The sequence below is a fragment of the Ruminococcus sp. 210702-SL.1.03 genome (assembly GCF_020559915.1).
Lineage (GTDB): Bacteria > Bacillota > Clostridia > Oscillospirales > Ruminococcaceae > YE71.
Genome location: NZ_JAJCLZ010000046.1, coordinates 1 through 8,024, shown reverse-complemented (window position 1 = coordinate 8,024; position 8,024 = coordinate 1). Strand labels below are relative to the sequence as shown.

General features: G+C 41.4%; 4 protein-coding genes. All 4 read left to right on the top strand.

All coding sequences use genetic code 11. From position 1 onward, the window contains the following. Positions 1-237: 237 nt before the first annotated feature. The 4 genes from LI114_RS14225 to LI114_RS12675 all read left to right on the top strand — a co-directional run bounded on the left by LI114_RS14225 (position 238) and on the right by LI114_RS12675 (position 7,975). A complete protein-coding gene (locus LI114_RS14225) occupies positions 238-360 on the top strand; it encodes a hypothetical protein (protein ID WP_264468324.1) in 123 nt (40 codons plus the stop codon). A 187-nt stretch (positions 361-547) separates the two neighbouring features. Next, positions 548-1,036, top strand: coding sequence for a hypothetical protein (locus LI114_RS12685; protein WP_227220991.1), 489 nt, complete (start codon positions 548-550; stop codon positions 1,034-1,036). Positions 1,037-1,052: 16 nt separating this feature from the next. After that, positions 1,053-1,742 carry a septation protein SpoVG family protein gene (locus tag LI114_RS12680; protein ID WP_227220990.1) on the top strand — a complete coding sequence of 230 codons (690 nt, stop codon included), beginning with the start codon at positions 1,053-1,055 and terminating at the stop codon, positions 1,740-1,742. Positions 1,743-1,825: 83 nt separating this feature from the next. Next, complete coding sequence (locus tag LI114_RS12675) at positions 1,826-7,975, top strand: LPD25 domain-containing protein (protein WP_227220989.1); 6,150 nt, start codon at positions 1,826-1,828, stop codon at positions 7,973-7,975. Positions 7,976-8,024: the final 49 nt, after the last annotated feature.

The following is an 8,024-nucleotide window of genomic DNA, read 5'->3' as shown; positions in this document are numbered from 1 at the left end:
TTACACCGACTACACCGCCGAGCACTCCGCCTACTGACACACCGCCTGCAACAGGCACGGCAGCAGTAAGCGTGATAGTTACGCTGGGTGCAGTTTGCATTTTAATTCTTTCAAAGAAAGAAAAGAGCAGTAAGTAACTGCTAAAAGGGCTAGCCGCTAAGAGCGGCTGCTCTTCATGAGCGCCGAAAAATGAGTTCGGCGTTGATGAGGGGGAATATATATATTAGGAGTGTGCTTATGAAAACGATCTACATAATCAGCCGCGTGCAGATGAAAAATGGTCGGGAAAAGGAAAAGTTGATAGGTATTTATCCGACTGATAGATATACTATTGACACGGAGCTGATGAATTGGCAATAAGCAGTTTGCCTATAGGCAGATCTATATCATAAACATGACAGAAACGCTTTGAAGAAATTCAAGGCGTTTTTTGTTTTTAGATAATTTCTGCCTATAGGCAGAAACGCAGAAAGGGGTGAGGATCCTGATGATCGACAGTTCGTAGAGAATGCTTAAATCACTAAAACAATATTGGAGGATAATATTTATGGGAAGAATCAAAGCGTATACACAGTACATAAGCAAGATCGTTAACCTTGATTACCCATCACGCAGAGCGCCATACTTTTCTATTCCAAAAGAATTGCAAGAGCAGTATGACTTTGTGATCGGGCAGATCATTTATCAGTGGACACAGGACGGTTACACGTTTTTAAGCAAAGAAAAACCGAAAAACAAAAATTGTGTCGAAACTAAAATGAATGCTGCCAGGCGGGTACGATTTCTGCGGCAAAGCGTGTCGCAGGAAAAAATGATGAGCATGGATGGCGGAGCGTATATTCGTTTCTATGATCTCGAACCATCTGCAAATGATGATCTAAATATTACTACTCCAATTTTGGGTTACAAACTGCTATGGCTGCGTGACAATTGTGTTTTCTGTCATTCGGAATCGGATCTTATTACCTTTAACGGAAATTGTATATGCGGTCATTGCTTGAAACAATTGTTGCAAACATTTAAAGATATGTTGTAAGAAAGGATAATTATTTATGGAAAAAGACGTTATTATTTCTGTTACCTCGTATGGAGTTACAGAAAACGATAAAGGAATTGTTGGATACGCAAGAATGGTCTTTGAAGGCAAATATGCTGTCAATAACATTGAGATACGCGAAAATGCAAGTGGTGAGCTGTACACCAAAATGCCGCACTATCAGAGCAGAAACAGCAGCGGCAGACTGGAAGATAGAGATGTTTTCTATGCTAAAGACAAGGAGGTCAGCAACATGATCTCCGGTGCGATCATCGAAGAATACAGCTACACTAAGCAGCATATTTCGACCGGCAGCTATAAAATGTTGGAGGATAAAAAGTTTGAGATAAGCGATGTTGTTGTAAGACCTTTTTCGTCAGAAAAAAATGATAAAACCCGTGGAGCGTGCGATATTGATTTCGGCGATTTTAAAGTGCGCAACGGATATATGTCAGAGCTGCCAAACGGTCAAGGAAAGCTCGTAACTAATTTTCAGGCTCAGAAGCGTGTGCTTTTTGACAGCGAAACAAACGACGGCGTAGAAAAGTGGGTCAACAATTTCGCACCGGTAAATCATGAAGCATCCGAAGAGCTGAGAAATGCAGTAACAAAGGCATATAATGCTCATATTTCGCGTGATGCAGCTCAGACAGAAGTTAAAACGGAAGAGGTCGCAAGACCCAAAAGTAAATTTGGAAGAAGATAAGCTATTGTAGAAAAACACTGTGCGGTAAAGCCTATAGTCTGCCTATAGGCAGAGCCGCATTATTTTTTAGAGAGGAAAAAGTTATGGCAAAAATAGATAACCTAAAGGAGCTGCGCACTAAAGCGTTAGTTGAATTGTGTCAAAGTAAAGAATATACCGATTTTCTGAGATTTGCTGCAAGGATGTACAAAATGCCATTTTCAGACGCAGTAATGATCCATGCGCATGATCCTAATATCGAGAAAGCTGCTCAGCTTGCGGCGTGGAACGCTATAGGACGTAAAGTTAAACGTGGTGCTCATGGAATACCTGTACTAGGGGATAGAGATACTGTACGTTACTACTTTGATATTTCCGATACTGATGGTAAGACATTACCTCCGCTTTGGTCGTTGAATCGTGAAGAAGCCGGCAAGCTAAAACGGTATTTTTCAAGCACCTATGATCAGGACTTTCTCAATTTTTCATCTGTAGTCGATTATATTTCGTACAACAGTGTTAGTGAGCACTATGATGATCTTGAAAGTATGGCTGACAAATATTCGCTAAACGATGAGCAGATAACAACGCTTCATGAAATGCTTTGGGATTGCGTAAGGTATACAACTGCTGCGCGCTGCGAATTGGGTTCTGAGGAAAACATACGAGTGCGTGGAGCAGCGGATCTTGATTTTGACGATACGTTATTGCAAAATGACAGTGAACTTATGCTGTCATTTTTTTCTGTTGTGCAGCATACTGCGCAAGAATCTATTAACGAGATAGCAGTACACGCTGTGCAGCTCAAACGTAATCAGCTTGACATACCTGAAGAGATAGTGAATGCTTTTGAGGGTGAAGATACAAAAGTTGAACAGATCTCTGCTACACCTGTTGACAACGAAGTTATAATAGCAAATGAAACTGTCAAAGTGAATGATGATAAAATACCATTCAGCACGGAGCAGATCAAAACAGTTCTTGATGATATGTTCAGTCGTCGGGTATACGCTCTTGCAGATAACAACGCACAAGAACTTGTTTCTTTCTTTGAAAGAAATGAAATGATAGAACCGCGAGCAGAAAAGCTCGGAGAGTTTGTGACCTCCGCATTGCTTGATCAACACAACTCTTGTGATATGGGGTCGTTTACTGTAGATTACATCGTATCAAAAAACGGAGTTACGATCATGCAGGGCGAATATACCAATGAGCATTATACAGATTCTATGCTCATAGGCTGGGAGAGCGTTGTAGGACTGTATGCTGATGAGATCGTTCGATACTATAAAGCAACAAACGATCAGGAAACAAAAAGCTTATATAATGCCAAAAACTACATAAACGATTTTTGTTTAGACGAATACAGCGAGGAAGCAGATTTTTCTGATCTTTCAAACATACATATTGCTTACACTACTGATGAGAAAACGGAGTATGAGATACAAGTTTCAATTGATCTTCTGCAATATAGAATGATATACCAGTATGATGGACAAGTCGTTCGTGAAGAGCAGTATGGATCGCTTGATGATATGAACGAAAACGCTCTATCTGTACTTGATTTTGATGATCTTGTAAGTCTTTCTGATGATGAAAAAGCAGCAGCATTAGAAAATCGATCAAACATTGGTTTAGCTGAGAATGAAAAACTGCCGACAATAACTTGTGAGTGGAGCGAAAGCGAAGCTTTTGAAGATGGAAAAACATACTCTGTGTACGATTTTGACCGTATTATGGAGCAGGCAGATAGAGAATGGATCGAAAAACGTCAAGCCGAGATCGATAAATACGGCGAAGATATAAAAAGCATTTATGAAGCATTTGAACGCGGCGAAATAGATGGCGTTCATCAGGGTTACGCAAAAACAAAATTTACGGTAACTATGCCTGATGGCACAACATACACTGATCGTCAGGATATAGGCGACGGCTTCGGCGGAGTTATTGATTTTATAAAGCAATATGATAAAGCACTTGCATTTCAGCTCGAAAAAGTACGCGATATGCAGAGCAATCACGAAGAGCCTGAGAGCAAACAACAAAGTAATAACATAGTCAATGACAATTCAGTAAATCATGAAAAAATTGTTGACAGAAATACACAAGCTAACTCAAATCAGATCTCATTCTTTAACGAAAACGTTGTTAATAAAGATTCTGCTGAAGTCGTGTCGAATGACATTCCCTCGCATACTTATCATTTTGATCTGAATGATGTTACCGGAAATGGAGCTAAGACTAGATATAAAGCTAACGTTGCCGCCATACGAACATTAAAGAAAATAGAATCCGAAAACCGAAATGCTACCCTTGAAGAGCAACGACTGCTTGCAGGATATGTAGGCTGGGGCGGTGTCGCAGACGCTTTTGATGCGCGAAAAGATAATTGGCATGAGGAGTACGAGGAGCTTAAAGGTCTGCTCACCGATGACGAATATCGCGCTGCGCGCAGATCAACGCAAACAAGCTACTATACTTCGCATGAAGTTATTGAAAGCATATACTCTGCGCTCGATAACTTTGGATTCAAAGGTGGAAATATACTTGAGCCGTCAATGGGCGTTGGAAACTTCTTTGCAGAGATACCGGGTGAAATGCGTGACAATTCAAAGCTTTATGGCGTAGAACTTGACGATCTTACCGGCAGGATAGCGAAAAAGCTGTATCCAAATGACAATATCCAAATAAAAGGCTTTGAAAAAACAAGTTTTTCGGATAACTCTTTTGATGTTGTCATAGGAAATGTTCCATTCGGCGATTTTAAAGTACACGACAAAAAGTATGACAGACTTGGGCTTAATATCCATGACTACTTTATCGCAAAATCTGTCGATCAAGTGCGCCCGGGCGGAATGATAGCCGTAGTTACTTCGAGCTACACTATGGATAAGAATACATCAAAATTCCGAGAATATCTTGCACAGCGCTGCGATCTTGTGGGGGCTGTACGTCTGCCTAACAACGCATTTGCAGACACGAAAACAGTTTCCGATATTCTATTTCTGCAGAAACGAGAGAATCAGACAGTTGTTTATCCGTATTGGACGCAGACAGGCAGAACTGCCGACGGACTGCGCGTTAATGCATATTTTGCCCGACACCCTGAAATGGTACTCGGTAAAGTGGTCAAAAGTACACGCTATGGCGAGGACAGCGAAACAATTGATGTTATAGCTGATACCGAAAAAACTCTTTCCGAGCAGCTTGCCGCAGCAGTTTCTAAACTTCATGCTAATATACCTGATAAGATAGTTAAGGCTGTAAAAAGCGGTGGTTCTGATAAAAAAACATCTGAAACTATTCCTGCCGATCCTTATGTTCGCAACTTTACATACACGGTCATAGACGGTGAGGTCTATTATCGTGAAAACGAGGTAATGACAAAATATGAAGGCGGCAATACTGCAATAGAACGCATAAAAGGTATGCACGCTATCCGTCAATCATTGCGCAGTGTTATCGATGCTCAGCTAAATGGCGTATCCGACGATGAGCTTGCGGTACTGCAGCGCGAGTTGAATAATGAATATGATACATATGTAAAACGTTATGGAGCGCTAACGTCAAAAGCAAATACTGTTTTTAGGGACGATGATGATTTTAACACACTTATTGCCCTAGAAAATGTTGATGAAAAGACCGGCGAAGTACAAAAGGCTTCGATTTTTTTCAAAAGAACCATTCTCCCGAGCATAAACGTTGACTCAGTAGATACACCGGAGGAGGCTTTGCAAGTTTCCCTCGACCGAAAAGGCTGTGTAGATATTGAGTACATGGCTCAGCTTGTGGGCATGGAAAAGCAGGAGCTTGTTTTTTCTTTGAAAGAACAGAATAAGATATTCAGAGATCCCGCTTATACCGTTGACGGAAAAGAATATTCAGGCTATGTTGAAGCTGCTGAATATCTTTCGGGCAACGTCAGAAAGAAGCTTGCACTTGCGGAGCAAATGGCAAAGCTTGATCCGCAGTATGAGTACAACGTGCAGGCTCTCGAAGCCATTCAGCCTGATACGATACCGCCGGAGGATATACTTGTACAAATAGGTATCAACTGGGTGGATTGTGAAACGTACACGCAGTTTTTGACCGAATATACCGGCATAGACCACAGTTATAATAATCTTGTTACACGACTGCCAAATGGAGAATATACATTTAAAAATCGCTGTACTGATAATTCAAGCCGTGCTACTGAAATATTTGGCACTGATCGAATGGAAGTACATGAGATATTTAAGCGGCTGCTGAATAAGCGCAGCATCGAAGTCAAAGACAGAACGGACGATGATAGGTATGTTTTAAATGAATCAGCAACGCGAAAGGCAAAAGAGAAAGCAAATCAAATGGAGCGTGCTTTTGAAGATTGGCTTTGGGCAGATATGTCGCGGCAAGAGTATTACGTTGAGAAATATAACAACTTGTTTAATTCTCTTGTAGGCAGAGAATATAACGGCGATGGGCAAAAATTTGACGGAATGAACCCTGATATAACGCTGAGCAAACATCAGCTCGACGCGGTAATGAGGGCAAAACTCGGCGGCAACACACTGCTCGCTCATGTAGTCGGCGCCGGCAAATCGTTTGAAATGGCAACGGCAGTTATGGAAAAACGCAGACTGGGACTTATCACCAAAGCTTGCGTTACAGTACCCAAACCATTGACAGATCAAATGGCGAACGAATGGCTAAAGCTTTACCCGAACGCACATTTACTGGTCGCTTCTGCAAAAGATTTCACGAAAGAGAACAGGCAGCGTTTCATCGCACGATGCGCTACCGGCAACTATGACGCGATAATCATGTCACACGAGCAATTCGGTAAAATCGGTATGTCGGCAGAATATCAGAGCCAGTTTATAAACGAACAAATAGAAGCCATAGATCAGCAGCTTAGCGGAATGAAGAGCGGTTACTATTTTCAAAGAAATGAAAATCAAATGACAGTAAAAGCACTTGAAAAACAAAAAGAAAAGCTTAATGACAAACTTGAAAAGCTACTCGGTATGTCTAAAGACACATCTTTATCATTTGAGCAGCTTGGTTTTGATTATCTTGTAGTCGATGAAGCTCATAACTTCAAGAACTGTTTTGTTGCTACCAAAATGGGAAATATCTCAGGCGTGCAGACGAGCGCTTCGCAGAAAGCCGAGGATATGCTCATGAAAACAACGTACCTTAATAACAAATACGGCTGCAACAATATATTGTTTGCAACGGGCACGCCGATCTCAAACAGCATGGTCGAAATGTATATAATGACTCGCTATCTGCGACCTGATGTACTTGCAGAGTCCGGTGTTTCGGAATTCGATGACTGGGCTTCAAATTTTGGAAAGGTGGTCTCCAAGTTGGAAGTAAACCCTGCCGGCAATGGTTATAGAACAAAAAAACGTTTTGCAGAGTTTATCAATTTGCCTGAGCTTGTCAAGGAATTCAAAGAGTTTGCAGATATAAAAACTCAAAAAATGATAAAGCTGAATGTTCCTGAAATAACAGGAGGAGAACCGAACATCGTGGTAATACAGCCATCAGAATCGCAGCGTGAGGGCATTAAGGAGCTTGGTGAACGCAGCGAACGTATTCACAACGGCAGCGTATCTCCAAATGTGGACAATATGCTTAAAATAACACACGAAGCACGCTTGCTGGGACTTGATCCGCGCTGCCTAGATCCATTAGCCGAAAAAGACCCCGACGGCAAAATAGCTACGCTCTGCCGCAACATCAAGAAAAAGTATGATGAAACTGAGGAGCAGAAAGGCGTGCAAGCTGTATTTTGCGATATTGCAGTAAATGCTGACCGAGGTTTTTCAGCCTATGATGAAATAAAAGCTGACCTTATAGAACTGGGCATACCTGAAGAAGAGATATGTTTTGCCGGTGACGCGAAAAATGAAAAGCAGCGTGTACAACAACACGAGGAACTGCGCAATGGCATTAAACGCGTTGTTATAGGCAGTACATCAAAATTGGGAACAGGTGTTAATATCCAAAACAATCTTTGTGCTCTGCACCATTTGGATATTCCGTGGAAGCCCAGTGATTTTGAGCAGAGAAACGGCAGAGGAATACGCCGTGGAAATACTTTTTCGAATGTAGATATTAACTTTTACGTCACGCAAGATACATTCGATATGTACCTTATGGATACTATAGTTCGTAAGGCAAAATTCATTGAGCAAGGTATGTCGTCTACTTCTCAGAGAAAATCAGAAGATATGGACGAGGTAGTGCTGACCTACTCAAAATGATTTTGTCAATAAAACTTGACACATTGACCGCAAGGATTTGAAGTTAAGC